This window comes from Aeromonas sp. NJAU223, assembly GCF_051125555.1.
GTDB lineage: Bacteria > Pseudomonadota > Gammaproteobacteria > Enterobacterales > Aeromonadaceae > Aeromonas > Aeromonas veronii_G.
The window spans coordinates 2,204,501-2,230,311 of the sequence record NZ_CP144204.1 but is presented as its reverse complement, the minus strand read 5'-3'; the positions used below and the strand labels follow the sequence as shown (position 1 = coordinate 2,230,311).

The window sequence follows — 25,811 nt, the reverse complement described above, 5'->3', positions numbered from 1 at the left end:
AGCGCCTTCTTCCACCCTTTGGCCGTTAACAAGGATACTTCATGGCTTTATTAACATTGCACGACGCTTGTCTGTCGTTCAGTGACTTCCCGCTGCTGGACAAGGCGGAGCTCTCCATCGAACGGGGGGAGCGTCTGTGTCTGGTGGGTCGCAACGGGGCGGGTAAGTCCACCCTGATGAAGGTGATCGCGGGGGAATTGCCGCTGGACGATGGCCGTCTGGTGCTGCAGCAGGATCTGAAAGTAACGCGCCTCGAGCAGGATCCTCCCGCTTCCAGCGAACTGACGGTGTTTGACTATGCCGCCGAAGGGCTGGCCGGGGTCGGCGAGCTGCTCAAGCAATATCACCACATCTCCCTCGAACTGGCCCATGATCCGAGCGATGCCAACATCCGCATCATGAGCGAGTTGCAAGAGAAGCTCGACTACCAGAATGGCTGGCAGTTGGAGACCCGTATCAATCAGGTGCTGACCCTGCTCAACCTCGATCCCGACGTGACCCTCGACAGCCTCTCCGGCGGCTGGCTGCGCAAGGTGGCCTTGGCCCGGGCCCTGGCCTGCGATCCGGATCTGCTGCTCCTGGACGAGCCGACCAACCACCTGGATATCGAGGCCATCAACTGGCTGGAAGATTTCCTGAAAGATTTCCGCGGCGCCATCGTCTTCATCTCCCACGATCGGGAATTCATTCACAAGCTGGCGACCCGGATCATCGATCTGGATCGTGGCGAGATCACCTCCTGGCCCGGCAACTATGACGAGTATCTGCAGGGCAAAGAGGAGTGGCTGCGAGTCGAGGAGCTGAAAAACGCCGAGTTCGACAGAAAGCTGGCCCAGGAAGAGGTGTGGGTACGCCAGGGCATCAAGGCCCGCCGTACCCGCAACGAGGGGCGGGTACGCGCCCTCGAGGCGATGCGCATGGAGCGTTCCCAGCGCCGCGAGCTGCAGGGCAAGGCCAAGTTGCAGCTCGATGAGGTCAATCGCTCCGGCAAGCTGGTGTTCGAGACCGAGGGGCTGGGGCTGGACTTCGGCGATCGCACCCTGTTCCAGGGGCTGGACTTGCAGGTGCTGCGCGGTGACAAGATTGCCCTGGTTGGCCCCAATGGTTGCGGCAAGTCCACCCTCATCAAGCTGCTGCTGGGGCAACTGGCCCCCAGCCGTGGCAAGGTGAAGGGGGGAACCAACCTCGAGGTGGCCTATTTTGATCAGTACCGCGAGCAGCTCGATCCCGAGCAGACCGTGGTGGACAACGTGGGGGAGGGCAAGCAGGAGGTGATGGTCCGCGGTCGCTCCCGCCATATCCTCGGCTACCTGCAGGACTTCCTGTTTGAACCCAAACGGGCACGTACGCCGGTCAAGGCCTTGTCAGGGGGCGAGAAAAACCGTCTACTGTTGGCCAAGCTGTTCTTGAAACCCAGTAACTTGTTGATTTTGGATGAACCAACCAACGATCTGGATGTCGAAACGCTGGAATTGCTGGAGGAGTTGCTGACGGACTACCCCGGCACCCTGCTGCTGGTCAGTCACGATCGCCGTTTCATCGACAACACGGTGACCGGTTGCTGGCTGTTTGAAGGGGACGGGCGGATCAGCGATTATGTGGGCGGCTACGCCGACATGATGGCGACCCGGGCGCAGCAAGCCGCGCAAGCGATCAGCAAGCCGGCGCCGAGCAAGACGCCAGAGCCTGTCGTGGTGGCGAGCCCCGTGGCCACAAAAGCCAAAAAACTCTCTTACAAGTTGCAGTTGGAGCTGGATAATCTACCGGCCCGACTGGAACAACTGGAAGCTGAGCTCGATGCCCTGCAGACGGAGATCAACCACCCCGGTTTCTTCTCCCTGCCGGCGGAGCAGACTCAGTCCAAACTGGATGCATTGAATGCGGCAGAGTCCGCATTGGAACATGCCTTCTCCCGTTGGGAGGAGTTGGAAGCGTTGAAACATCAGGAATAAGGAAGTAGATGAAAAAGCAATTATCCATACTGGCCGTACTGGTCGGCGCTAGCCTCAGCGCGCAGGCGGCACAAGGCTCTTTCTTCACCATTGTCGATGTCTCTGACAAAGGGTATGCCAGCGGGATCAGCACTGATGGCAGCGGGCTCATCGGGATCAATGCCAAGAACAATACGGCCGAGTATTTCTCGACCGTCCAGTTTGCCGACTTCCTGGTGGATCGCTTCCGCTTTGAGCAGGGCTGCCTGCTGTCCAGCTCCGTCTGTGACTCCTTCTGGGATGACAACAGCACGGGCAACTTCGCCTACCAGTGGCGCGTCGATTTCCGTGCCAACACGGATCAGCGCAGCAACGTCGGCTATGTGGTCAGCAATGAGACCGATGGCTTGGTGACGGCGCTGGGGGAAACCCCTTCCGATCGCGTCGGCTACAAGATGGCTGGCAAGGTGCGCACCGCCTACGCGGTCATCAATGATGGCAACCCTGTTGAGCTCAAGGATGCCGCCAGCACGCACAGCCTGGCTCATAGCATCAGCATTCCGACCGCCATCAAGGATCTGGATGGTCAGTATCTGGTGACCGGGACGGCCGCCACGGGTCTGAATCATGTGGTCAATGGCGACTTCTATCGCTACTGCTTCGAAGGCAATGAAGATCAGTACGGTGACTACCGTTACTGCCCGGGGGTCGATACCCAGGCCAGCTTCTGGTTGTTCAACGGCTCGGGCAATCTGGACAAGCTGATCCAGCCGACCAGCTATGCCAATGGCCGGGACTCCGTCTTGCAGACGGCATCGGCCCTGGATGCGGCCAAATACAACGGCACCGTCTATGGGGTTGGGTATAGCTCCACTGGCGAATATGGCTCCGGTGATCTGGATGGCCGCAACCTGGCCAGCTACTGGACCCTGGATCTGGCCGCCGGTACCGTGGGCACCACTCAGGTGATCCCGCTGCCGGAAGGTCAACCGGGCAAAGATGATGCGAAGCTGCAACACAGCTGGGCGGTGGCGGTCAACGACAACGGCTACGTGATTGGCAACCAGCGCTATCGCATCAACAAGGGCCAGAACCGCCCGGTGGAGATGTTCCTCTTCAACCTGAACACCCCGACCACCTCGGCCGTGGTGCCCATGCAGGACAATCCGCTCTCCGGTTCCGGCTCTGAAGCTTCGGCCATCAACGATCACAACATGGTGGTTGGCTGGCGCGACTCCCGCCATCAGACCCAGCCGGTGGTCAATGGCACCAACCGCATGCAGGAAGCCTTCCTGCTGAACGCGGCGGCCCCGAACAACAGTTGGTACCTGAACGACCTCATCTGCGGTCAGGATGATGCGGGCAACAAGCAGTGTGCCCAGAACGGCAAGTTCTATCACATCGCCTATGCCAGTGGCATCAGTGCTGACGGCACCATCGCCGCCACCGCCTATCGCTACGACAGCGAGGATGATCTCAACAAACGCACCAACGCGACCGTGGTCGCGGTGAAGCTGGCGCCGACCGTGAAAGATTACCAGGGCAACACCCCCGCCAACTACGTGGTGAGCAATGTTCCGGCCAACAACCAGACCGGTCAGGATGGTGACGGTGGTGGCGGTGGCAGCCTGTTCTGGCTGACTCTGCTGGCATTGCCCTTCGCCTGGCTGCGCCGTTACCAGCGCTAAAAAAGGGTGTCATTAAAAGTTAATGCAGTTCAGTATCTTGTGTCACATGGGCTGAATAGCATGGTATTTTTTGTTTGACCCTGCTCCCCCCCTGGGGTAAAGATGAAAGCGACCGGTGAAAACTTGGTCGCTTTTTTTGTTCCACGAAGAGGGTCGTAGATGATGAAGAGACAGAAACGGGACCGTCTGGAAAGAGCTCGCGCTCGTGGTTATCAGGCTGGCGTTGTCGGCAAACAAAAAGAAGCCTGTCCGTATCAATGCCTGGATGCCAGAGGCCATTGGCTTGGTGGTTGGCGCGATGCCATGGAAGGGCGAGGCTCAGGCCTCTTCATGAAGTAATTGATACTTCATCACTCATTGAAACAGGGAAGGGGCCACGATGGCCCCTTTACATTGCCGTTCGCATCAAGAGATGGATGAGCGCAGAGACGGAAAAGGGGCCTGAGGGCCCCTTTTTGCACGATGTTCAACCCGCATCAGAAGGCGGTGGTGTCCTTGAACAGGCCCACTTTCAGGTCGGTTGCGCTGTAGATGGGACGACCGTCCACTTCGACTACGCCATCGGCGATCCCCATCACCAGCTTGCGGTTGATGACGCGCTTGAAGGTGATCTTGTAGGTGACTTTCTTGGCCGTCGGCAGGATCTGGCCGGTGAATTTTACTTCACCCACACCCAGAGCACGGCCTTTGCCAGGGCCGCCTTTCCAGCCGAGGAAGAAGCCGACCAGTTGCCACATGGCATCGAGCCCCAGGCAACCGGGCATGACGGGATCACCCGGGAAATGGCAGTCGAAGAACCAGAGATCCGGCGTGATATCGAGTTCGGCCAGGATCTCGCCCTTGCCATGCTCACCGCCGTTGTCATTGATCTTGACGATGCGGTCCATCATCAGCATGTTGGGGGCGGGGAGCTGGCTGTTACCTTCACCAAATAATTCGCCACGGCTGCATGCGAGCAGCTCTTCACGGGTAAACGAGTTTTTGCCTTGTTCACACAGGGAAAGGCTGGGATTGGTGTCGTTATCTAGGGTCACGCTGATTATCCTTCATATGGGTCAAAGCCGGGTCAATTTAGCGTACAGTTGTTCGCTAAACAACTCCGATCTCTTTATTACAAGCCAAACAGGCGGCCAAACAGACTGCGCAGCAGCCCGCTCTTGGGCGCAGTGCCATTGAGTTCATCCAGCCTTTCCTGGATCCGGCCAAACAGGGTATCCGGCATGTCAGGCTCGCCCGCCACGCAGCCGGTGAGCAGCTCGATGGCTTCCTCCACATGATCCACCGGATGGATGTGGAACTGGCCAGCCTCGACGGCGGCAATCACCTCGTCGGACAGGTTGAGCTGCTGGGCGTTGGTGCCGGGCAGCAGTATCCCTTGCTTGCCGGTGAGGCCGTGGATCTTGCACACCCGGAAGAAGCCTTCGATCTTCTCGTTGACGCCCCCCACGGCCTGCACATTGCCAAACTGGTCGACGGCGCCGGTCACGGCAAAGTGCTGATAGATGGGCTGGCGGGCGAGGGCGGAGAGCAGGGCACACAGGCCGGTCAGGGAGGCGCTGTCACCGTCAATCTCGTGGTAGGACTGCTCAAACACCAGGTTGGCCGAGAGGGGGGAGGGATTCTCTGCGCCAAACTTGTTGGAGAGGTAACCGTGGATGATCATCATCGCCTTGGCGTGGATATGGCCGGCGAGCTCCGCCTTGCGCTCGATGTCTGCCACGTCGCCATCCCCCAGGTGAACAGTGGCGGTGAGGCGCACGGGCTCACCGAAGTCGTAGGGATGACCGGCCACCTGGATGACGGAGAGACCGTTGATCTGGCCGACCTCCTCACCATCGGTCTGCAGCAGGATCTGGCCATCGATGACCCCCTGATCGGATTGCTCCACCAGATAGTTGAGGCGGTAATCCTGCTCCTCCAGCGCGAGCATGATGTGCTCGTCGGTGACGATGTCGGCTTCCATCTCCCGCGCCAGGCTGTCGGCCATGCGCATGAGGGCACTGAGCTGCACTTCTGACAGGGCGAGCCACTCCTGATGATCGCACAACCGGCTGGCATGACGGCACAGAGCGAGGAGGGCGGCCGGCGTAAAGTCCAGCAGCTCCCAACGCTCCCGCAGCCAGGCCAAATATTGCAGGAAGGCCGGTAGATCCTCTTCAATCTCCACTTCGGAGACCAGATCGGCTCGCAAGAAGATGCGCTCCGACATGTCTCTGTCCAGCATCTGGAACTCGGCCACTTCCAGTCGGTCTCCCACCAGGATCAGTTTGAACCGGATAGGGGTCGCTTCTGGCGTGAAGAAGGGGGTCAGAGTCTTGCCTTCCTGGTAGGCGTTCCAGTCCAGTTCTCCCTTGAACATGGCGTTCTTGAGTTTGAACCAGAGATGGGGCTGATCCAGTAGTTCATCAAGCTGCAAGATGAGATAGCCGCCATTGGCTTCACGCATCAGGCCTGGCTCCAGCAGGTGCTGGTTGGCATACACAGAGCCTTGCTCTGTCTGGTAATTGATGGAACCAAACAGGGTGTCCCAGTTCAGATCCCGACCGTAAACGATCGGCGCCTGTTGCTCTTCATGATGGATCAACAGGTTGATGAGCACCGGATGCTGGAATTCGAGCCCTTGGGCGACATGGGCCGCCAGATCGGAGAGAAAATCCACGATCTTGGGGTCGTTTTCCTGCTTGCGGATGATGCGGGTGACCAATCGTTCGGCATCCAGATGATGGCTCATCAGCTTGAGCAGCTCACCAACCATCTCGCAGAACTCGAATCCGGTGCCTGGTTGCAGACGTAGCCAGATAGGCTTGAACGGGTTATTGAGGTTCTCGGTGTAGCAAAGATCGAACAGATCGCCATCCTTGCCGTTGGAGGCGGCGATCAGCGTCTGGCAGACATGTTCATAATCCGCGCCAGGAAATCCGTTGAGCAGCATGACCGGGCAGTCACCATCAAAACTGGCCAGTCTCTTGATGCCCGAAATGGCCCTGGGTTGCAGGGCTGCGAAAGGGATAGGTTCGAGTTCACTCAGGGCAGGAAACTGCTCGATCGAGAAAGCGGGTTTTAATTGTTCTGATGCTAATTCAGCCACTTAAGACATCCGGTCGGGGATAGGATCAATGGTTCCCATTATACACAGTTCAATGGGTGGAAACAGAATACCCGAACACTTCATTTAACATAATATACATTATGCGCGGTTGGGTCAGGCCCGGGATTAGGCGCCAGGAGGACAGCCATACCAAGGGCTAGCGCCGTACTGGTGCCCTTGGTGTACTTTGCCAAAGTGTCGTACCAAGCCTTTTTCAACTCAGGATCTGTGGCTCTCACTGCAGCCATGCTTATCAGTACTTCACTGACATCTAGCCCGATTTCCTCGGCCAGTTTTTTTGCAGTCTCATCAGTGAGTTGCGACTTTCCTTTGTTCACTGCGGAAATGTAAGAGCTGGTAAATCCTAGGTCGGCGGCGACTTCCTGAAACTGGCTGTACTTTTTGGCCCTCATGTAGGCCTCAATCAGTGTTTTAGAGTCCATGTTTCTGTCTCCTGAGTAGTTCGACAATCGGCCCATCATACTCATTTTGGCGAAAAAGGCCTTGTATCAATTCAACCGATCAAATGATTGAATGCAATCAACCAACCATTTGATTGCGTGAACCATGACCCACTTTAGCCCACAACAAACCGATTTGCCTGCGTTCCTGGAGCGCAAGGTCTATTGGCAGGATGAGCCCACGGGCGACATTTCCGCGTCTGTGGCGGGTCAAGTCGAGATGTTCCGCGACCTGCACGAGCTGCGGATCTACCTGGTCATGACGTACCCCGACACCGCCTTTGAGCTGGTCGAGGTCACCGAAGAGACCTGGCAAGGCTTCTATGACCAGGGAGTGTTCTTTGATGACTGGTCATAACTCCGTGATGCCGATAAATGGGGTTATCGGCAACAAAACCCTGATCGACTATCTGTCGTTTACCTGGGCTCCCGAAGAGCTGCGCCGAATGACCGACTTGGCCAAGCAAGGCGCACTGCTCAAGGCCATCCCGCGCTTTGAGACCAGCAACAAGGCTATCCAGGCCGCCTTCTCCGCCTTGCCGGTCGATGGCCTGCGCTACCTCTGGAAGCGCCCTGCCGGCTTCAACCCCCTCGCCCACTTCGACAAGGTGAGCGAGCGCCTGTGCGAGAAGGTCGCGCCCAAGCCGCTGGCGGTGCCCGCCCCCTCCCCTGTGTGTACGCCCTCCATGACGGAAATGATGGAGCGTGCTCTGCACTCCGGTTACAAGTCCCGCGCCGACATGCGCAACGAGCTGAAAAGTGTTTGTACTGCCCTCCTCGACTTCTCCGAGTTTGAGGTGGTGCCCGATGCGAAATACTGGCAGACCTACAACGACATGATCGACAGCTACGGTGTCCAGTTCCTGGATGCCCTCTGCTGCGCCGAGATCGATCTCTGGCTGGAAGAGTTGAACCAACGGATTGGGGTGCCCATCCCTGCCCCGCGATTCAGCAAACGGGATCGCCGCTCCGGCTTACACGGTTACGCCCACTCTGCCGACTTGCTGTGTGATGGTCTGCCCTGTGGCCTTATTGGTTGGGGGGCGGCGAACCATGGTTGCATGGTGAGTTTTTCCGGCGTGGGTTGTGCCGCCCTGGATCTCCAGGCTTTGCACGATGTTATCTCTCACGTTCCAGGTATTCGCATCACCCGGGTGGATCTCGCCCTGGACGATTACCAGGGAGAGACCATTTCTTACCTGGAAGCGGTCGAGTCGGCCAAGGCGGGCAAGTTCCATCCGCAACGGGGCAAGGCACCCTGCTGGATGGCTATCGAGTCCGGCGAGTTCGTGCCTGTCGAGGTTGCCAAGGGCATCGTCAAACGCTACGGCCTCAAGCCCTCCAAGGGCTGCTCCTTCTACGTGGGCAGCCGCATCAATGGCAAGTGCGCCCGCATCTATGAGAAAGGCAAACAGATGCAGTCGGCGGACTTCCCGAACTGGGTGCGGGCCGAAGGCGAGTTGCACAACAAGGATCGCGTCATTCCCCTGGATGTGCTGATAAACCCTGACCCTTATTTCGCGGGCATGTATCCGCAATTTGCTTCCTGGTTAGAACAAATCGCCCAGGTGGAAAATGAGCCCATTCGTATTACCACGTTTAAGAACCGCTTTAAAACCTCACGGGATAATGCGGTATTCAATATGTCGAGAATGGCGGGCCGCCTTGTCAATTGGTTAGCGAATATTGAGGGGCTTTCCCCTGACAAGATCGTTAACCAATTAACAGCGCACCTGGAACCGTTGGATATTCCAGCGCGGTTAAGAATGCCATTACCGCCCGATATTATATCGGGTGACTATATGCTGCTATCGACCTAAAAAAGGTTCTTCAACGAGGAAATAACATGTCTATTCTGTCCGGTGTTCTGGTCACTCGTGTGACCCATGGTTATGGTGTATCCCGTAAGTCTGGCTCTCCGGTGCCCTATGATTTCGCCCAGGTGGAATACCTGGCTCCGGCGAATAACGTTAACAAGCCGGAATGCAATATCACCTCCTGGGGCTATGAGGTTCGCCAATTGGCGCTGCGCAATGATGCGGCCACCATTAAAGAGCTGTCCGACTGCCCGAAATTGGTGGCGGTGGATCTCGTCCTGGAAGCCGACCCCAGTAATCCGACCCGCAACGTCGTCGTTGCGTTCCAGGCAACCAAGAAGCCCCTTTAATCCGCCGCGCGTGAGGAGGAGGAGCGAGGGCGCGCAGCGACCGACGACGAGAGCGCGAGAATATGCTCTGTTTAGATATTACCGCTGAGGGATATACCAAACTCGCTCAGCCGGATAACTGTCAATATGTGCTCCTGACCATTCAGGAGCATTCCAAACTCACCGATATATCCAACTGGTTTCAGTTTGATATGACGGAGGTAGGAATAGCCTTTAGCTCTGGCATTGTTATATGGGCTTTAGGTTTAAAAGTGGGCGCAATTGCCCGAATAATCGTAGGTGCAAAAAGAGGATAAACGAAAATGCAAAACTATTTCCGCAATGGCTGTATCGGTGTTGCCTGCTCCCTGGCTGCGGTGGGGGCAAATGCGGCGGAAGGTGGTGCGGCTGCCGCTGCTGCTGCGGCTCTGGATGCGGCTAAATCCGATGTGGATATGACGGCTCCCAAGGTGATGATGGTCGTCGCCTCTGTGGTGGGCTGCGTTATCCTCCTCGGACTTATCCGCAAGGCCTAAGCCATGTCCCTGCTCATCGGGACGCTGTGGTTTTTGTTCTTTGTCGAAGGCTACAGATCATCGTTTTCGATATGACACAAGGCGGCTCCGGTCGCCTTTTTTATTGGGGGTCATGTGAGAGTCCTTTATTTGCTGCTCCTGGTGCCGCTGGGGGCGCTGGCTAGCTGTCCGGCGGGTATCCAGTTATCCAACGTGCCAATCAGCACGGCGTTGCCGTACTGCGTGAAATGGGAGTCCTCTACCCTGGGCGGCTGCGAGGTTAACTGTACGTCAATCTGTGTGGAGTTTCCGAACGATGGATCCAAAGGCCCCATGCAAACAACGGGTGCTGAATGCAAACTCGGTGGCACTGGTGGTGATGGCGGTGGGGAGACTGGTGGCGGTAATAATGGGGACGTTGGCCCTAATGCGCCTATGTATCATGCGCCTGCAATGTGGGTGGGCAATTCGCAAAGTGCTAATTTAGCCCCTGGCTTTGATTCTGTTTCGAAGAATATCGAACGTTTAAAAAACTTGGTTGGGCAAGCGGACGTCGCTACCCGATATGAAATGTCTTTTATGGTAAAAGATTTGGCTAAAATTGCCCAAAATACGTCAGGGATGAATAGTGGCGCAGGGAGCTATGGCCCCTTACTTTATGAAATGAATGCACATTTAAAATCTCTCAGTGAAAAATCAGTATTTGACCCTGGTTTCTGGAACAACAAGGATATTGCGCGAACCAAACAGCTTTCTGATATGAGGCAGGATATTTCTTATTTGGGTGGTGAGCTTCAAAATATCACTAATGCCCTGGGCAATGGTGGTGGCGGTGGTTCTTCGTCGGGTGACACGGCGGCGATTAAAAACATGATGCAAACGGCCATGGGTTGGTGGGGTGGTACGCCTGGAAACCTGAGTGCTATTAATAGCCAGCTCACGGGGATTTCTAATAGTGTAGCTCCTATGTTTCCCATGCTGGAACATTTCAATAAACAGCAGACGAATTTGCAAACTCAGATGGCGGGTGACTTGTCCGCAATTAAAGAGTCGTTGGGGAGTGGTCAAGGTTCTGGCGGTGAAGGTGGTGCGGGGATTGATTATTCAAAAATACCAGGTGCGGCGGGTAATCCGTTACAGGTGGCAGGCGCTGAATATGAATCCGGCTTGTGCCAAGAAGGTGATAATTGCGCGTTTGACCTGGGTAATATAAATAAACAGTACGATGATAAAAAAGAAGAGCTGAAAGATAAATACAAGGCGGTAAAGGATGAAGTGGCCGAAATATTTAAATTCGATTTGAGCGGTTCAGGTTCGGTGCCCAAATGCTTCGAGATGTATTCGCTATTCGGTAAATCCTATTCGGTATGTCCATCGGTGGGCGGTTATTGGGAAGCGTTAGCGGCCATCATGATGTTCGTATTTTACTTTCTCGCATTGATGATTGTTGCCAGGAGATAAATCATGGAGTGGTTAGGCGATTTGTTTGGCGGGTTATTCAATGACATTTATAACCTTGCTGTCCAGGTAACGGCCTGGATTGTGGTGAAGCTGGCGATCCAGTGGGTTGAGTTCAAGCTGTTTATGCTGATGTTTTCCTGGGACGTTGCCAGGGAAATCCTGATTAACCTGCAATTCAGTGACTTAATCTCGCAGTCCTTTAATAACCTGCCCAGCGATGTGCGAGACATATTGCTTTATCTGCACTTGGACAAAGGCTTGTCAGTGATAACGCAGGCGTTTGTGACCCGTCTCTTGCTCAATATGATGGGGTGGTGATCCATGTCCATTAAAATTCACCACGGCGCCCCTGGTTCTTATAAGTCCTCCGGTGCTATTCATACCGATGTGATCCCGGCTATCAAGGCGGGCCGCTTTATCGTTACCAACGTGCGGGGCTTCTCGGTGGAGCGTTGCCGTGAGGTGCTTGGCAAAGAGGTGCCGGATAGCTTTGAGGTGCTCTATATCGAGACGGAATCCCAGGAAGGCCGCGACCGCCTGGCGCGGTTCTATCACTGGGCACCCAAAGGGGCATTCTTCTTGGTCGATGAAGTGCAACGGGTATTTCCGCCTGCCTGGCGCCAGAGCGATTTGGATGCACTCGCTTTTCCTGGTGGGCCGGATAAAGCCAAGGAAGAAGGCCGACCGGAAACCATTGAGGTGGCCTTTGATATGCACCGTCACCATAACTGGGACTTTGTATTAACGACGCCGAACATCAAAAAGGTTCACCAGGTAATCCGCGCCGCTGCCGAGACGGCCATTCGTCACACCAATATGGCAGTACTGGGGATTGGTGGCCGTTATAAGACCGTGCTTCACCTCTCCGATAATTCCGGCAGCTCTATATCCGATGTGCTGCAGGCCAAGCCATTCAACAAGGTGCCGAAATATGTTTTCAAGCTTTATGACTCGACTACAACCGGTAAAGTCTCGGATACAATCGCAGGCAGCTCGGTACTGCGAGATCCTAAAGTTCTCTTTATTCTGGCGGTGTGGGGACTCTGTTTATACTTTGGTTTCATCAAGCCTGAATATGTTGATGCTCCTGCTAAGGCCCCTGCGTCCTCTCCTACCGCTTCTGAGGCTCCTGATGCGGTGGGTGCTTCGCCCGCTGCTGATGTACGTCCTAGCGGCGCTCCTGCTGCGTCTGCTGATGGCGTCCTTGCTGTAGGCCCGTTCGCAGGCTATCGCCTCATCATCAACTGCCATGTGCTCACCAAGAGCAGCCGAGACGTCTACAGCGTCGAATACTGCTTTGCCCTGCGTAAGGGCGATGACGAGCAAGCCATCTATGCCGAGGAGTGGCCGCAATACTTCGTCGATTTGAAGCCGATGACGGCCTGCCATGCGGTGATCCAGTACCAGGGGCAACCCGTGGATGTGTACTGCGACCCTGACGGGGATGCACTGCGCAAACGGGTCAACGCTGCCCTCTTCGCGGGTCGGGATAATAAGGCGGCACCCAATGATGACCGGACATAACAAGGTGGCCGGATATTGCTACCGCGATAGTGGGTTTCTTAGGTTAAAAACAGAGGTTTCAGAATGAATACGGTGCTGGGCGTTATCGTTGTTTTCCTGGATATTTCCATCCTGGTCGCTCTGGGGATGAATGCTGAGTATTCCGCTGAGGTGCGCTGGGCCTGTGTTGCGCTGGTTGTGCTGCTCTCATTGCCTCCCCTGTTGTGGGTCTTTGGAGGGCAACTCATCGAACTGGAAGAGAGATGGCAGGTATACTGTCGTGCTAAGCGCCGTGCTCGTGCTGCCGCCGCTCGTCTTAAGGATAACCACTGAACTGCAGGGGCCTGAGCCCCTATAAGATGCCGCAGCCCATTAGCATATGGTGAGCTGCGCGAACCATGATAAGCGCCTTGCCGGAGGGCGCTTGCGTACCGAGGACCTATGCCCCCCAAGTGTCTGCCTCCCAAGGGTGATTCACGACATTGAGCGCCAAACGCTGTAATACCCCCTTCCCTGCTAAACCGGTTTTTGAGGTTCTCAGGTTCTGAATGGATATAGAGCCAAACAGGTCAAATTCAGATGGTGAGATCTTGATCACTGAGGTTAACTGATAGTCATGTCACTATCGATGGGCATATCAGATGTTTAGCGGTATTTTTATGATAAAGAAACTTTTAATATATGCCTCATTTTTTTCTATGATGGCGAGCAATATATTTCTTATTACTAATTCAGCTTATCACTCTTGGTTTTCAAATTTATTGGAGAAGGTTCCGATTGAAGGCCTGTTAGCTAACGGCCCTAGCCGGATAAATATTAAATTAAAAGCGGAAAATAAATCTCTTCGCAAAGATAATAATAAGCTAAAATATAATGCGAGAAGTTACTCCAGTAAAATCAAGGTAATAAACAACATATCTCGAAAGATCGCAATTAGAACAGTAAGGAATGTCTCAACTGATGTAGGTGAGTTAGCTTTTCGCGCGACCCCTTATATTGGGCTTGGATTACTTATATTGGGGACGGCTCAAGATATAAAAGACGGTTGCGATACACTTAATGACGTTAATCAAATTTTATATGCGCTGGACACTAAAGAGACTCTTGAAGATACAAGCAAAGTCTGTGGCGTAAAAATTCCGACCATGAGCATGGCGCCATACTTGGGTAACCTGGATGGCATGTCAGAGCAGTTTAAGAGGTTTGAGACGGATTTAGGGGGGACGCTATATGAGTTAGTCCACTAGGTGGGGCTAACATGCCCCCCCGTGTAGTAATACGGGGGGAATTCTTCATCTAGATCAAACGTGGCATCTCTATCCTCAAGCCATTGACTTCCTTTTTGGGTGATGATTGAATCCCACTTGTTTTTGTGTCTACTTATGGCCCTGTTCAAAAGGAGGTATGTGATGGCAGTAGCTCTAACTAATGAGAGCATGAAGCGATTGAAGGCGTGGCTTGATCGTGAGACGTGGCACACTTCACACGCTATAGATGAAGATTACTTTTATCAGTTCGTCGGGCAATACGTCACTGATCACGGTTATGAATTTAATGAAGAGAACATGCGGCAACTTATTGCGCAGGTTGCAGAGATTGGAGAGCGCAGTGGCTTGCGTGAGGTAGCCCATGAGCGTACAGCTTTGATGCGCGAGATCATCGATTTCATGAAGGCAACAGGTAGGCGCTAATCTAACTGTGTAGTTTTTATTTAGAAGGGGGTTTGCCCCCTTCTCTGTCTAATTAACGCCCAACTTTTTCCTCCAGTAAAACGTCTCTTTCTGCTTCTCCGAACGCTCGGCGTGGATGATGGCCATGGCCTCAATCCTTCTCCTGTCGTACGTCACACCGTTAGGGGCGACAAGGCAGTCATTCTTCATCCGCCAGCCCTCCCAGGCTTTGAAGATGGTGGGCAGCTCCCGCCCTGATGCCATCCGCATAAGCCGCTTACAGACAGGCGGGATCTCTTTACCCTTGTCCCAATTCGTGACTTGCCTCACAGAAACGAAACATAAATTTGCCGTCTCTTCCTCAGATAAACCGCACTCGAACCATCGAAAAATGAAGTTTTTGGTCAACTCTCGTTCCATCCAAGTAAATACCTGATAAACCAGCAAAATTGCATGGGCTGGCTTATCGGCAGGTTTCAGATGGGCATTTAACAAAACCGGACATTATGCGCGGTTTTGGTGGGGGCTATATCGAGGGAGGCATCGGTACTGCTCGTGAATTACCTTGATGGTGTCTTGTCGCGTGCTCATTCGTGCAGATGGTCCAGCGGTTTGAGGTTGGCGCTTTCGTGCCGTTCGCTGTGACCGGTATGCAAATACTTGGAGGTGGTGTCTATGCTGTCGTGGCCTGCGTCTGCTTGTACGTGGGACAGCGGCCGGCCATTCAAGTTGATGTCATGCGTAATGCCGGTGTGGCGGATGGAGTGCGGCGTCAAGCTGCGCATCTCGGCGGCATCCTGGGCAAAGCCATCCTGTTCGGCCAGATGAGCCGCTTGTTCGAGTACCGCCATCACCAGTTCTCGCAACTGACGGATCCCGAGGTTGGCATTGAGCTCACCTTGTTCACGACCGTGAGCCGCCGCCTTGTGGCGTATGAAGAGCGGTGTCTGTTCGCCAGGCGCCGGCAAGGCAGACAATCCTAAAAAGGTGCGATAGCGCTTGAGCGCATCCAGCAAGGCCTGTGACACCGCCACGGTGCGCCGCTTGCCGCCTTTGCTGCGCGGAATGAAATAGCCCCAGACGCCCGTCTTGGCGTCGCGTCGAAACTGGCTCATCACCGGACTGAAGCCGGGTCTGGCGGCGACCTCGGAGATCCGCAGATAACAGGCGTACATCAGACAGATGAGAAATCTGCTTCGCTCGTGCTGAGCGGGATTTTCTTCTGCCAATTGTTCGGCCGCCTGCATGACATAGGTCCACTGCAGTTCGGAAAAGGATTGGCTCTGCTCCTCCTGCTGCGGCTGCACGGGGCTATTGACCCGTTGCAGCAACAGGGCGGGATTGCGATCCATGTACTCTTCCTGGACGAGGAATTGAAAGAAACTCGAGAGGATGGCGAGCTTGGTTTTCATGGCCTGCTCGCTTAAGCGGTATGGCAGCTCCCGCCCCAGTTCCCGCTTGCCCAGAAATGGCCGCCATAGAGGATTGGGCAGCCGTTCTCCCCACTCCTTGTCCTGCACGAACTGGGCGACGTTGCGATAAGCGATAAGCGTCGCCGGCGGCGCCTGGCAGTAGTCGAGATAGCGCATCATGATGCGCCGGGTAAGATCCTTGGGGCTGATGGCCAGCTCAGCGAAACACCAGTGAAAAAAGGTGGTCAGCTCGCTGCGATAGGTTTTGTAATTGTTTTCGCTGTGGCGCTGCTCCAGCAGCCAGTCGACGGCGAGCTCATAGACGAGTCCCGCATCCGGTACATTCCCCAGGCTGAGATTGGCCAGATACTGGTTGACCAGCGGGTTGCCCGCCTCCAGATGGCGCAGGTTATCGAACAGTGGCATGGCGGGGGGGAGAGACGGATGAGTCATGGCGTTCTTGTTGTTGAAATAAGGTGTGACAGGGTCCGAGCCTGATGCCGATAAATGGGGCTATCGGCATCATTGCCCGGCTTGGCGGGATCAATGCGGGCCTGCCTCTTGGTGGCACCGCCATCACCGCGCTAGCGTTATTATTCAATGAATATGCAGGTTAGTTGGAAAATTCTCGGGGTAAATACCAACAAAAATGAATTTAAAAACTGGATATCTGAATAAACCACCCAGTTCTCTCCCCGTGAAGGCTTCTGCTACCCGCCTCCCCCTCAGGCCACGCTCTTGAGGGATTTACCCTTGGGCTTGTCGGCAGAGATAGCCTCGCTTTTCTCATCCCTGGCGGGGATCCCCTGCCCTTTGCCGCCTCGCAAGACGCTTTGCAGCAGATCCCGCTGCTCGGCCAGGTAGAAGGCCAGCCCCTCTTGCTGCTCCGGGGTCAGTTCCACCGGCGCAGTGGCCAACACTGTCATCAGTTCGTCGGCGGTATCCAGCAGCTTGTCATAGGCATCCGCCTCTTTCTTGCTGGTAAAGGTCATCTTCTCCACTCCCCCACGCACCACTACATACTTGATCTCAACGGCCATGATGGCGTCCTCCTCATGATAGTGAGATAATTATATGTACGGATATACAGTATTTGCAAACAGCTATCCGTTCCAAGGCACTGACGGCGATCATCTAGGCCCTGGCGGGATCCTGATGACGGGCGGACAAGACGCGTCATCCTCCCGGTATGCAACATGCCGACACACTTTTCTTGGGGCAAGGCGTTGCCCGGGCAAGACAGTTGGCTGGTTTTAGGGTAAATTTTGTCAATTCCTTCAACAGGTTGAATCGTATGTCGGAGACCCGTTCCGTGACCGTTTGCCCGGCCTGCGACTTGCTGATCGAACGCAAGTTATTGCCGCTGCGCCGTCATGCCCATTGTCCCCGTTGTCATCAGCACCTGTATGGGCGCTACGCCTTTCGATCCTCCCAGTTGATGGCGCTCACCATCACGGGGTTGCTGTTGCTGCCGTCGGCCTTCTTCGAGCCCCTCATCTACCTGCGGCTCGCGGGCGTCAACTCGGACGCCAACCTGCTCAAGGGCATACTGGTGCTGTTTGAAGAGCGCGAATTCTGGGTGGCGGGCTTGGTACTCTGGTGCGCCGCTCTGGCGCCGACGGGCTTGCTGCTCGGGATCTTCACCCTCGCCTCCGGCCTTGCCAAGCGCTGGCACATACTGGCGCCGACCTTGAAACTCGTCGAGGTGTTTCGCCACTGGGCCATGCTGGAGGTCTACATCGTCAGCCTGCTGGTCGCCCTGTTCAAGCTCATCGACATCGCCGATGTGCGGTTGGGGGGCGGCTTGTTGAGCCTCGGGATCCTGATGCTGCTCAACATGACGCTGCTGATCCTGTTCGACCCCTCCCCCTATTGGGAGAAGATTGCCCTGCACACCCCCTCACAGGAGCCGGCCCATGAGTCAGACCAGCGCCCGTGAGCTCGGGCTCTGCCGCTGCCACACCTGCGGCCTGCTGGTGCGCTATCAGAGCGGTGCGAGCTGCCCGCGCTGTCACAGTCATCTGCAGATGCGTATCCCCAGATCCCTTGCCTGGTCGTGGGGGCTGCTGGCGCTCGCCACCTTCATGCTGCTGCCCGCCAATCTGCTGCCCATCACCCACTTCTACAACAAGGGATTACTGCAGTCCGATACCATTTTCAGCGGTATCATGGCGCTCTATCGCAGCAAGATGTCGGGGATCGCCACCATAGTGCTGACCGCGAGCATCATAGTACCCATCGGTAAGATCCTGGGGCTGGGCTGGATCTGCTGGCAACTGCAACGGAGCAAGCCGGTGCGGCGCAAACGCCAGCTCATCATGTATCGCATCATCGATTTCATCGGTCGCTGGTCCATGCTGGATCTTTTCGTCATCTCCCTCATGGTGGCGCTGGTGGATCGGGGCGTGTTGCTCAACGTGCGGGCCGGCCCCGGCGCCACCGCCTTCGCCGGCGTGGTGGTGCTCACCATGATGTCGGCGCGGATGCTGGATACCCGCCTGTTATGGGACAAGGCATCTCGCTAGTCTATTTTCGTCTGTATCGGATGTGCTGTTTACCACGGCCAATGTAAGGAGTCGGTATGATCGGGGCTGAACCCGTCATTGAGAAACATCGCTGGTTATCCCCAGTCTGGTTATTGCCCGCCATCGCACTCTTGCTGGCGGGGGGCTTCCTCTACCAGCAGTGGAGCAACAGCGGTCAGCTCATTCGCATCAACTTTGCCCAGGGCAACGGCATCTTGCCGGGCAAGACCCAGCTGCGCTATCAAGGGGTGGCCATCGGCGTCGTGCAAGAGCTGGAGCTCGCCGCCGACGGCCGCAAGATCGCCGTGCTGGCCAAGGTGGACAGCCGCGCCCGTCCGCTGATCCGCAAGGGCTCCGACTTCTGGCTGGTGAGCCCCAAGGCGTCGCTCACCGAGATCTCGGGCCTCGACACCCTGGTCTCCGGCAACTACATCAACCTGCAACCCGGGCGGGAGAACAACCCGCAAGAGGATGAGTTCGACGCCATTGACGGCCCTCCCCCCGGCTATCAGGCCCAGGGACGCACCCTGCATCTGACGGCTGACTCCCTGGGGTCAGTGGGCATTGGTGCCAAGATCTATTTCCGCGGGCTGGAGGTGGGCAGTGTCATCAATACCCGCCTCGGTGAGGAGAACCAGAACGTGATCCTGGATCTGGTGATCGAACCGCGTTTCGAGCACCTCATCAAGACCGACACCCGCTTCTGGAACATCAGCGGCATCAAGGGCTCCTTCAGTCTGGAAGGGGTCAAGGTGGAAGCGGGCAGTCTCACCTCCATACTGAGCGGCGGCATCGCCTTCGACTCTCCCAAGGGCTCAGCCTCTGCCGCGAAGGGCCAGAACTTCACCCTCTACAAGGGGCTGGCCGAGGCGGCGCGCGGTGAGCGCATTCAAATCCAGGCGGGTTCGCTGCCCATCAAGGGAGGGATGCCCATCCTGTTTGAGGGCATCGAGATTGGCCGCATCGACCCCATCCGCCTGACCCAGCAGGGTCGGGAGGTGACGGCTCTGATCAATCCGGAGCAGGCCTTCAGGATGACCGGCAAGAGCCGTCTGGTGTGGGAAGCGCTCTCCCTCTCCCCCTCCGGCCTCAAGCATGCGGATCGCCTGCTGGCCGGCCCCGCCATTCGCCTGGACTACGTGGCCGGTGAGCGAGTGCATGCCATGACCCTGGAGAGCCAGGGACAAGTGGGCGGCATCCTCCTGACTCTGCAGGCTGACGATCTGGCGGGTCTGAGTGAAGGGGCCCCGCTCTGGTTCAAGGGGCTGCAGATAGGTCAGGTGGGGCCGCTCAGTCTGGATGCCAGCGGCAATGCCAGGGTCGCCCTGCGGGTGGAAGAGGCCCATCGCGCTCTGCTGAATCGAGCTCGTTTCTACCGCGCCTCTCCCTTGCAGATCGATGCGAGCCTCGCGGGCATCAAGGTTGATACCAGCCCGGCCAGCGCCTGGCTCGGCGGCGGCATCAAGCTCGTTCAGGCGCCCTCGGGTGAGCGGATCGATCGACTCTACCCCAGCGAAGAGCTGGCGCTGCTCGGCAGTCGTAATGCCAAACCGGAGCGCTGGTTGCTGCGGGCCGACCAGGCCGACGGGATCGGCATCGGCTCCCCCGTGCTCTATCTGGGACTGGAGGCGGGCCGGGTCAAGGGGCTCAAGGCCGACGCCAAGGGGGTCGAGATCGCCCTCGAGATCGATGCCACTTATGCCCCCCTGCTCAGGCAGCTCCCCCAGTTCTGGAAGAAGGCGGCCATCGACGGCAAGATCCGGCTCGACGGCGTGCAGGTCAAGATGGGCAACCTCGCCACCTTGCTGCGCGGGGCCATCGAGTTTGACCGCCTCGGCACCGGCCGCAGCAGCCACCAGCTGTTTGACAGCAAGGAGCAGGCGCAAACCCAGGTGCGAACGCTGACCCTGGTGGCCGAGAGCAATCCGGGTCTGGGGGTCGGCAGTCCCATCCGCTATCGTGGGGTGGACATCGGCAAGATTGAGCAGGTACTGCTGGCTCCCTCCCTCGGCCAGGTGAGCTTCAAGGCGGAGCTCGACAACCAGTATGCCGATCGCTTCCTGCAATCCGGTGCTCGCTTCACCCTGGTACAGGCCAAGCTGGGGCTGGGGGGCGTCTCTCATCTCGACACCCTGATCAAGGGCGCCTTCATCGAGGCAAGCCCTGGCCAGGGCGCCGGCAAGGAGCGTTTTTCCTTGAGTCAAAGCGGCCCCACCGGCCTGGCCCTGACCCTCAAGAGCCCTTCCGTCAGCGGGATCAGCGTCGGCAGCCCCTTGCTGTTTCGCAAGCTGGTGGTGGGCAGCGTGACCCGGGTCGCCCTGGCCCGCGATGGCAGCGAGGTGCTGATCGATGTGAGCGTCGACAAGGAGTATGCCCATCTGGTGCGGGCCAACAGCCGCTTCTGGAATGTCTCCGGCGTTAAGGCGGACATCGGCCTCACCGGCGGCACCATAGAAGTGGAAACCGTGCAGAGTCTGCTGGCCGGTGGCATCGCCTTCAACACGCCGGAGCGGGAGATGGGGCCCACCGTCAAGGGTGGCCACAGCTATCCCCTTTACAGCAAGGCGGAGAAAGAGTGGCTGGAGTGGAGTCCCCGCATCCAGCCTTGATCCTCCCCAGCTTGAAGAAAAACCGGCCTCTGGCCGGTTTTTTTATTGATCGGAGGGTCGCTTCGCCATGAAAGTGGCCTGAAGAGGGAGCGCTCCCTGTGATAAGATGTCGCCCCTTGTTTTGGGTCCGCGAGATTGCACCGTGCACGACAACACCTACCTCCCCGATCACTTCCTGCGTCATATCGCTGCCATCATGCCCGATCACCTCTCCATGGATGAGTTCGTGGCGAGCTGTCGACGACCGCTGCGCCGCAGCATCCGGGTCAATACCCTCAAGATCGGCGTCCCTGAATTTGTCTTGCAGATGCAGCAACTTGGCTGGCTGCTGGATCCCGTGCCCTGGTGCGAGACCGGCTTCTGGCTGAGTCGAGAGGACGAAAGCGTGCCCCTTGGCAACACCGCCGAGCACCTGAGCGGCCTCTTCTATATCCAGGAGGCGAGTTCCATGCTGCCGGTAACGGCGCTCTTTGCCAGCGACAAGGTCAAACGGGATGGCATCTTGCTGGATGCGGCGGCGGCGCCGGGATCCAAGACCACCCAGATTGCGGCACTGATGAACAATCAGGGCATGCTGGTGGCCAACGAATACTCCAGCAGCCGCCTCAAGGTGCTGAGTGCCAACATCCAGCGCTGCGGCGTGACCAATGTCGGCATGACCCATTTCGATGCCAAGGTCTTTGGCCAGTGGTTGCCGGAGACCTTCGACGCCATTCTGCTGGACGCCCCCTGCTCCGGTGAAGGGACGGTGCGCAAGGACGACGATGCCCTGCGCAACTGGAGCCTGGCGAGCATCGATGAGATAGCGGCGGTGCAGGCCGGACTGCTGGAAAGCGCCTTCCATGCCCTCAAACCCGGCGGCGTGCTGGTCTACTCCACCTGCACCTTGAGCACCCAGGAGAACCAGGCCATCTGCCAATCCTTGCTGGATAAATTCGGCGATGCCCTGAGTTTTGACTCGCTCGCGGACCTCTTTCCCGGTGCGGACAAGGCCTGCACGGCCGAGGGTTATCTGCATGTCTGGCCCCAGATCTTCGACAGCGAAGGCTTCTTTGTCGCCCGTCTTCGCAAACACCATTCGGTGCCCAACACCCTGTTCAAACCGGGCAAGCTCGGCAAGTTCCCCTATCTGCCGCTGCCGGCGAAAGAGAGTGAGCCCATGGTGCGGGAGATCGAAGCCAACTTCGGGGTCGCGCCCCGAGGCGTGCTCTATGGGCGAAACGATGAGATCTGGCTCTTCCCCGAGGTATTCGGGGAGCTGCAGGGCAAGTTGCGTTTCGATCGCATCGGCATCAAGCTGGCGGAAACCTTCAAGAAGGGATATCGCCTGACCCACGAGTGGGCACTGGCCTATGGTGGCGCGGCCACTCACGGGGTGGTAGAGCTGGATGCGAACAATGCGCGGGAGTACATGATGGGGCGGGATGTCTGGCCGGAGCAGGCAGCAGGATCCGGTGAAGTGATTGTCCGTTATCAGGGACAGCCGCTGGGCATGGGGAAATGGGTCGGCAGTCGGGTCAAGAATGCCCTCCCCCGTGAGCTGGTGCGCGACAACAACCTGTTCAATGGGTGAGTGGTGATGCAGGTGGCTGGGGTTGGTTCGATGGCGTCACAGACTGATGCTAAACCTGAACGAGTCTGAAAAACCTACACTCTGGTTGAACTTTTAGTCAGATCTTGAAATGCCTCGGGCCTTGTCTACGCTTAAGGCTATCTGCACACCCGTTAGCGCACGGCTCTGCAAGGAGCCAATTCCCCTATGCCAGGTACAAGGAATTCGTACCTGGCTTTTTTTATGCCCTCACGAATGAAGATCGCCGCCTGAGAAATCCTTATTCCACCGGATCCGGGAGGGGGCTCTCTGCTTCGCGATAGCTGGGTACCAGTTCGTGCTGGTAGAGCAGATCGATGGCCTGCTCGATGAGAGAGGCCTGGCTGTCTTCGAGATGTTGGCCGAGCTCCTGCAACCGCTCGGCGTGACGATTGCTGATCCAGCATTGCAACCGGCTGTGACTCTCCTGCTTGCGCTTCACATGTTGGCGCTGGCGCTCGGCATTGTCCTGCGGCTCTGAAAGCGTTTTTTCTGGCGTGATATTCTGGCTCATATAACCTTGCAACATTCAGGTTTCGTGACTGTTATCTCTCACTTCGCATATTGCGGGCGGCAAAGAAGTGCTTCCTTGCCGCTGCCCTCCCCCCGAGAGAGAGCGTGAAGGCTGTTCAGGGGGACGGCTAAATATACCATTGGATCAACAAGATGCAATTTAACATAAAAAAGGCCCTGACGCAGTTGGGCTGTAAAGGTTAAGTCCTCATGCCCCGCTTCAGAAAAATGGTGATGCCAAAACATGGCCATCCGGTTTCACTGACGATGACGATTGGCGCGTCGGTAAAGCCCCCATTAAATGACGCAGACGTATATTGCTTCTTGCCCCCTGCGCCAGCTCTGGCAAATGCAGAGGATGGTTTCAAGACAATGATGGAGTCAGTGGCCATTGATACCTGTCAAGGTTCCTACCCACATAAAAATCAATGATACTGCCTATCAACATGTGACAGCGAGAATGGGAAAAATATGTTTGAAAATACACCAACATCGCCATTGGCACTTAGCCTCAGTGACCTGTCTGCGTCGATCGCCCGCAAAGAATATAAGGCAGCAGAGGTGACGGAGTTGGCACTCCAACGCATTCAGAAATACGATATTGAATTACACGCATTTTGTTTGGTTGATGGCGATGGCGCAAGGCAACAGGCCGAACATATCGATGATTTGATATTAGCCGGCAAGCCAGTCGGCCCCTTGGCCGGTGTCCCCGTTGCGGTCAAAGATTTAATTTGTACCAAAGGCGTTCGTACCACGTTCGGTTCATTATTGTACGAAGATTTTATTCCTGACACTGATGATATTGTTGTTCAGCGCCTGAAAGAAGCAGGTGCCGTCATATTGGGTAAAACGAATACCTCGGAATTTGGTTATGGGGCAGTCGGTCATAACAAGTTATTTCCTACGACAAGAAACCCCTGGAATACCGATCTCACGCCAGGCGGCTCAAGCGCGGGATCTGCGGCGGCGGTCGCGGCAAGAATGGTTCCTCTTGCCTTGGGAAGTGATGGGGGTGGATCTATCCGGATACCCGCCGCACTGTCGGGTGTGTTTGGGATGAAACCCTCCTGGGGGCGCGTTCCTCTTTATCCCGGTTGCAGGGATGAGCGCTATCCCGGCCAGTCAGGATGGGAGTCGCTGGAGCATATTGGCCCGCTGACGCGCAGTGCGGCTGATGCGGCGCTGGCACTCTCTGTCCTCAGTGGCCCATCCCCTTATGATCGCCATTCCATTCCTGCTGAATCAGATGACTGGGCGTTAAAAAGCATCGATTCATTGCGACATTGTCGATTTGCCTACTCAACGGATCTGGGTTTTGCCGTGGTAGATCCTGAAATCATTGCCGCCGTTGATAGCGTCGCCATGCGATTAAAAGCCGTGCTTGGCAATATGGAGCAGGCATTCCCCGCCATAGGAAACAATGAAACGTTATTGGATACGATCGTTGCGCTAGAGACGGATCGCTCTGGTTTGATATCAATGTCGGAAGATAAAGGGGTTGCCATTGACGGATGGCTGGGCAGTATTCTTGAAAGAACATGGTCGGGTGATCAATTCAGCCATGCCTTGGTCGAAAGAAAACGTATTGTAAATGCGACTGCCCGTTTTATGCAGAATTTCGATTTTCTGATCACCCCAACGACGGCATCGGCAGCCTTTCCCATTGATACTTATGGCCCTTCACTGATTGCCGGAAAAGCATTGTCCCCTTCGGCTTGGGTGCCATTTTCGGCACTGGCAAACTTTACCGGGCTCCCGGCGGCCTCTGTTCCTATCGGGTTCACTCGGGATGGTCGCCCCATCGGATTGCAAATCATGGGCAGGCACTTGGATGATCGCGGCGTATTAGCCTTGTCTGCGGTGGTTGAATCGCTGTTCCCAAGTGTCCAATGGCCAGGCCCGGCACTCTAAGAGACAGGGTCAGCGATTGACGATGATTACGCTTAGCTGGCCCCTCCCCCGGTTGATACCGGGGGCGCCTAATGGCCGATAAACATCTCAGTTGTAATCGATGGTCACCATGCCCTGGACCATGACGGTGCCCGGGGTCAGGCTCTCCTCGGTCTGCACGTATTCGGCTGAAAACGGCAGGCTGATGAGGTTTTGTCCACTGCCGAGGTTTTGCAAGGGAAACTCGCTGCCGCCGGCATCGAAGGCCTGGCCGGCGGCATTGAGGATCTGGTAACCGACGCTGGGGGGCATGCCCGCATAGGTATAGACATCGCTATAGCCGGGGACCAGGGTCGGGATGACACCCGATACCGGGCTGAGGGCCCAGCCGCCGCCGCCGGCACAATCTTGCATGTTGTTTTGCCAGGCCGATGTACAGGTGATATTGACGGTGAGGCGCGCATCCGAGCCCGGGATCAGGCTGCCGAGCGCCGTATTATTCGTCAACTGGCTATTCATCATGGCCGTGTTGGGCAGATCGCCGCTGCTGCAGTTATTGGTATTGCCCGCCTGGGCCGGGAGCGGCAGAGAGAGTGACACACTCAGGCAGAGCGCCATCGACAGGCTCCAGTACAGGCTTATCCCGTTCTTCATGTTTCTCTCCTCTGTACCCGCCGGGCGGGTCAATATGCACGGATGACCACGTTAAAAAGCATACCGTGACCGCATGGTGAATCGTAAAAAAAACATCTATTACATATGTCACAAAATGAATTTCTTGGTTATTAATGCTGAAAAATAACCT

26 protein-coding genes are annotated in these 25,811 nt (G+C 56.3%); 18 read left to right on the top strand and 8 right to left on the bottom strand.

Annotated features, from left to right (window positions below):
• Nucleotides 1–41 precede the first annotated feature (41 nt).
• The 3 genes from uup to rmf all read left to right on the top strand — a co-directional run bounded on the left by uup (nt 42) and on the right by rmf (nt 3,958).
• Nucleotides 42–1,952: an ATP-binding cassette ATPase Uup gene (gene uup / locus VZC39_RS10215; protein WP_434668224.1), complete on the top strand. Its 1,911-nt coding sequence runs from the start codon at nt 42–44 to the stop codon at nt 1,950–1,952.
• Nucleotides 1,953–1,960: 8 nt separating this feature from the next.
• Nucleotides 1,961–3,619: a DUF3466 family protein gene (locus VZC39_RS10210; RefSeq protein ID WP_434668221.1), complete on the top strand. Its 1,659-nt coding sequence runs from the start codon at nt 1,961–1,963 to the stop codon at nt 3,617–3,619.
• A gap of 159 nt (nt 3,620–3,778) precedes the next feature.
• On the top strand, nt 3,779–3,958 hold the full coding sequence (rmf, locus tag VZC39_RS10205) for a ribosome modulation factor (protein WP_005315693.1): 180 nt from the start codon (nt 3,779–3,781) through the stop codon (nt 3,956–3,958).
• Between the two features lie 137 nt (nt 3,959–4,095).
• Here rmf and fabA read toward each other — a convergent pair whose 3' ends face one another.
• The 3 genes from fabA to VZC39_RS10190 form a co-directional block, all read right to left on the bottom strand.
• Nucleotides 4,096–4,653, bottom strand: a complete 558-nt coding sequence (gene fabA / locus VZC39_RS10200; protein ID WP_349922273.1) for a 3-hydroxyacyl-[acyl-carrier-protein] dehydratase FabA — start codon at nt 4,651–4,653, stop codon at nt 4,096–4,098.
• Nucleotides 4,654–4,730: 77 nt separating this feature from the next.
• Entirely contained in the window at nt 4,731–6,707 is a 1,977-nt protein-coding gene (locus VZC39_RS10195; RefSeq protein ID WP_434668216.1) for a Lon protease family protein, read from the bottom strand.
• Between the two features lie 80 nt (nt 6,708–6,787).
• Entirely contained in the window at nt 6,788–7,150 is a 363-nt protein-coding gene (locus VZC39_RS10190; RefSeq protein WP_434668213.1) for a helix-turn-helix domain-containing protein, read from the bottom strand.
• Nucleotides 7,151–7,274: 124 nt separating this feature from the next.
• Between VZC39_RS10190 and VZC39_RS10185 the strand changes: the two genes are divergently transcribed.
• The 10 genes from VZC39_RS10185 to VZC39_RS10140 all read left to right on the top strand — a co-directional run bounded on the left by VZC39_RS10185 (nt 7,275) and on the right by VZC39_RS10140 (nt 14,484).
• The gene (locus tag VZC39_RS10185; RefSeq protein ID WP_434668210.1) at nt 7,275–7,526 is read left to right on the top strand and encodes a hypothetical protein; all 252 of its coding nucleotides are present in this window, start codon (nt 7,275–7,277) and stop codon (nt 7,524–7,526) included.
• The gene (locus VZC39_RS10180) at nt 7,513–8,988 is read left to right on the top strand and encodes a replication initiation factor domain-containing protein (protein ID WP_434668207.1); all 1,476 of its coding nucleotides are present in this window, start codon (nt 7,513–7,515) and stop codon (nt 8,986–8,988) included. Before VZC39_RS10185 ends, VZC39_RS10180 begins: the two co-directional genes overlap by 14 nt.
• A gap of 26 nt (nt 8,989–9,014) precedes the next feature.
• Nucleotides 9,015–9,335: a hypothetical protein gene (locus VZC39_RS10175; RefSeq protein ID WP_042653776.1), complete on the top strand. Its 321-nt coding sequence runs from the start codon at nt 9,015–9,017 to the stop codon at nt 9,333–9,335.
• A 302-nt stretch (nt 9,336–9,637) separates the two neighbouring features.
• Nucleotides 9,638–9,850 carry a hypothetical protein gene (locus tag VZC39_RS10170; RefSeq protein WP_050717041.1) on the top strand — a complete coding sequence of 71 codons (213 nt, stop codon included), beginning with the start codon at nt 9,638–9,640 and terminating at the stop codon, nt 9,848–9,850.
• A 312-nt stretch (nt 9,851–10,162) separates the two neighbouring features.
• Complete coding sequence (locus tag VZC39_RS10165; protein WP_434668203.1) at nt 10,163–11,290, top strand: hypothetical protein; 1,128 nt, start codon at nt 10,163–10,165, stop codon at nt 11,288–11,290.
• Nucleotides 11,291–11,293: 3 nt separating this feature from the next.
• The gene (locus tag VZC39_RS10160; RefSeq protein WP_434668200.1) at nt 11,294–11,608 is read left to right on the top strand and encodes a DUF2523 family protein; all 315 of its coding nucleotides are present in this window, start codon (nt 11,294–11,296) and stop codon (nt 11,606–11,608) included.
• Nucleotides 11,609–11,611: 3 nt separating this feature from the next.
• A complete protein-coding gene (locus VZC39_RS10155; protein ID WP_434668197.1) occupies nt 11,612–12,814 on the top strand; it encodes a zonular occludens toxin family protein in 1,203 nt (400 codons plus the stop codon).
• A gap of 63 nt (nt 12,815–12,877) precedes the next feature.
• The gene (locus VZC39_RS10150) at nt 12,878–13,126 is read left to right on the top strand and encodes a hypothetical protein (RefSeq protein WP_434668194.1); all 249 of its coding nucleotides are present in this window, start codon (nt 12,878–12,880) and stop codon (nt 13,124–13,126) included.
• A 308-nt stretch (nt 13,127–13,434) separates the two neighbouring features.
• Entirely contained in the window at nt 13,435–14,040 is a 606-nt protein-coding gene (locus VZC39_RS10145) for a hypothetical protein (protein WP_434668191.1), read from the top strand.
• Between the two features lie 162 nt (nt 14,041–14,202).
• A complete protein-coding gene (locus tag VZC39_RS10140) occupies nt 14,203–14,484 on the top strand; it encodes a hypothetical protein (RefSeq protein ID WP_434668188.1) in 282 nt (93 codons plus the stop codon).
• Nucleotides 14,485–14,532: 48 nt separating this feature from the next.
• On the opposite strand, the gene VZC39_RS10135 is transcribed toward VZC39_RS10140, so the two are convergent.
• The 3 genes from VZC39_RS10135 to VZC39_RS10125 all read right to left on the bottom strand — a co-directional run bounded on the left by VZC39_RS10135 (nt 14,533) and on the right by VZC39_RS10125 (nt 16,915).
• Nucleotides 14,533–14,883 carry a DUF3653 domain-containing protein gene (locus tag VZC39_RS10135; protein ID WP_434668185.1) on the bottom strand — a complete coding sequence of 117 codons (351 nt, stop codon included), beginning with the start codon at nt 14,881–14,883 and terminating at the stop codon, nt 14,533–14,535.
• Between the two features lie 167 nt (nt 14,884–15,050).
• Nucleotides 15,051–16,328: a tyrosine-type recombinase/integrase gene (locus tag VZC39_RS10130; RefSeq protein ID WP_434668182.1), complete on the bottom strand. Its 1,278-nt coding sequence runs from the start codon at nt 16,326–16,328 to the stop codon at nt 15,051–15,053.
• 272 nt (nt 16,329–16,600) lie between these two features.
• Nucleotides 16,601–16,915, bottom strand: a complete 315-nt coding sequence (locus VZC39_RS10125; protein WP_349922249.1) for a YebG family protein — start codon at nt 16,913–16,915, stop codon at nt 16,601–16,603.
• A gap of 254 nt (nt 16,916–17,169) precedes the next feature.
• Here VZC39_RS10125 and VZC39_RS10120 point away from each other — a divergent pair, with 254 nt between their 5' ends.
• From VZC39_RS10120 to rsmF, 4 genes are all read left to right on the top strand, one after another.
• Complete coding sequence (locus VZC39_RS10120; protein WP_349922248.1) at nt 17,170–17,814, top strand: paraquat-inducible protein A; 645 nt, start codon at nt 17,170–17,172, stop codon at nt 17,812–17,814.
• Complete coding sequence (locus tag VZC39_RS10115; RefSeq protein ID WP_349922247.1) at nt 17,792–18,400, top strand: paraquat-inducible protein A; 609 nt, start codon at nt 17,792–17,794, stop codon at nt 18,398–18,400. The genes VZC39_RS10120 and VZC39_RS10115 overlap by 23 nt, the downstream gene beginning before the upstream one ends.
• A 56-nt stretch (nt 18,401–18,456) precedes the next feature.
• Nucleotides 18,457–21,009: an MlaD family protein gene (locus VZC39_RS10110; protein WP_434668177.1), complete on the top strand. Its 2,553-nt coding sequence runs from the start codon at nt 18,457–18,459 to the stop codon at nt 21,007–21,009.
• Between the two features lie 142 nt (nt 21,010–21,151).
• Nucleotides 21,152–22,582, top strand: a complete 1,431-nt coding sequence (rsmF, locus tag VZC39_RS10105; protein WP_434668174.1) for a 16S rRNA (cytosine(1407)-C(5))-methyltransferase RsmF — start codon at nt 21,152–21,154, stop codon at nt 22,580–22,582.
• A gap of 259 nt (nt 22,583–22,841) precedes the next feature.
• Here the strand turns inward: rsmF and VZC39_RS10100 are convergent, their stop codons facing one another.
• Nucleotides 22,842–23,114: a RepB family protein gene (locus VZC39_RS10100; protein WP_434668453.1), complete on the bottom strand. Its 273-nt coding sequence runs from the start codon at nt 23,112–23,114 to the stop codon at nt 22,842–22,844.
• Between the two features lie 470 nt (nt 23,115–23,584).
• Here VZC39_RS10100 and VZC39_RS10095 point away from each other — a divergent pair, with 470 nt between their 5' ends.
• Nucleotides 23,585–25,027 (top strand): amidase, encoded by a 1,443-nt coding sequence (locus tag VZC39_RS10095; RefSeq protein WP_349922243.1) that lies wholly within the window; start codon nt 23,585–23,587, stop codon nt 25,025–25,027.
• Between the two features lie 87 nt (nt 25,028–25,114).
• Here the strand turns inward: VZC39_RS10095 and VZC39_RS10090 are convergent, their stop codons facing one another.
• Entirely contained in the window at nt 25,115–25,660 is a 546-nt protein-coding gene (locus tag VZC39_RS10090; RefSeq protein WP_349922242.1) for a hypothetical protein, read from the bottom strand.
• Between the last annotated feature and the right edge of the window lie 151 nt (nt 25,661–25,811).